At 53.3% G+C, this 1,338-nt stretch carries 1 rRNA gene; it reads left to right on the forward strand.

What is annotated here, in order from left to right:
• Nucleotides 1-1,338, forward strand: a 23S ribosomal RNA gene (locus AA74_RS0120120); the annotation flags it as partial.

The raw sequence follows: 1,338 nt of genomic DNA on the forward strand, positions 1-1,338 counted from the left end.
CACTATCGTTAACTGAATACATAGGTTAACGAGGCGAACCGGGGGAACTGAAACATCTAAGTACCCCGAGGAAAAGAAATCAACCGAGATTCCCCCAGTAGCGGCGAGCGAACGGGGAGCAGCCCAGAGTCTGAATCAGCTTGTGTGTTAGTGGAAGCGTCTGGAAAGTCGCACGGTACAGGGTGACAGTCCCGTACACGAAAATGCACAGGCTGTGAACTCGAAGAGTAGGGCGGGACACGTGGTATCCTGTCTGAATATGGGGGGACCATCCTCCAAGGCTAAATACTCCTGACTGACCGATAGTGAACCAGTACCGTGAGGGAAAGGCGAAAAGAACCCCGGCGAGGGGAGTGAAAAAGAACCTGAAACCGTGTACGTACAAGCAGTGGGAGCACCTTCGTGGTGTGACTGCGTACCTTTTGTATAATGGGTCAGCGACTTATATTCTGTAGCAAGGTTAACCGTATAGGGGAGCCGAAGGGAAACCGAGTCTTAACTGGGCGTTAAGTTGCAGGGTATAGACCCGAAACCCGGTGATCTAGCCATGGGCAGGTTGAAGGTTGGGTAACACTAACTGGAGGACCGAACCGACTAATGTTGAAAAATTAGCGGATGACTTGTGGCTGGGGGTGAAAGGCCAATCAAACCGGGAGATAGCTGGTTCTCCCCGAAAGCTATTTAGGTAGCGCCTCGTGAACTCATCTTCGGGGGTAGAGCACTGTTTCGGCTAGGGGGCCATCCCGGCTTACCAACCCGATGCAAACTACGAATACCGAAGAATGTTATCACGGGAGACACACGGCGGGTGCTAACGTCCGTCGTGAAGAGGGAAACAACCCAGACCGCCAGCTAAGGTCCCAAAGTCATGGTTAAGTGGGAAACGATGTGGGAAGGCACAGACAGCCAGGATGTTGGCTTAGAAGCAGCCATCATTTAAAGAAAGCGTAATAGCTCACTGGTCGAGTCGGCCTGCGCGGAAGATGTAACGGGGCTAAACCATGCACCGAAGCTGCGGCAGCGACGCTTATGCGTTGTTGGGTAGGGGAGCGTTCTGTAAGCCGTTGAAGGTGTGCTGTGAGGCATGCTGGAGGTATCAGAAGTGCGAATGCTGACATAAGTAACGATAAAGCGGGTGAAAAGCCCGCTCGCCGGAAGACCAAGGGTTCCTGTCCAACGTTAATCGGGGCAGGGTGAGTCGACCCCTAAGGCGAGGCCGAAAGGCGTAGTCGATGGGAAACAGGTTAATATTCCTGTACTTGGTGTTACTGCGAAGGGGGGACGGAGAAGGCTATGTTAGCCGGGCGACGGTTGTCCCGGTTTAAGCATGTAGGCGGA

It is taken from the genome of Enterobacter sp. 5-4 (genome assembly GCF_000612205.1).
GTDB lineage: Bacteria > Pseudomonadota > Gammaproteobacteria > Enterobacterales > Enterobacteriaceae > Enterobacter > Enterobacter roggenkampii.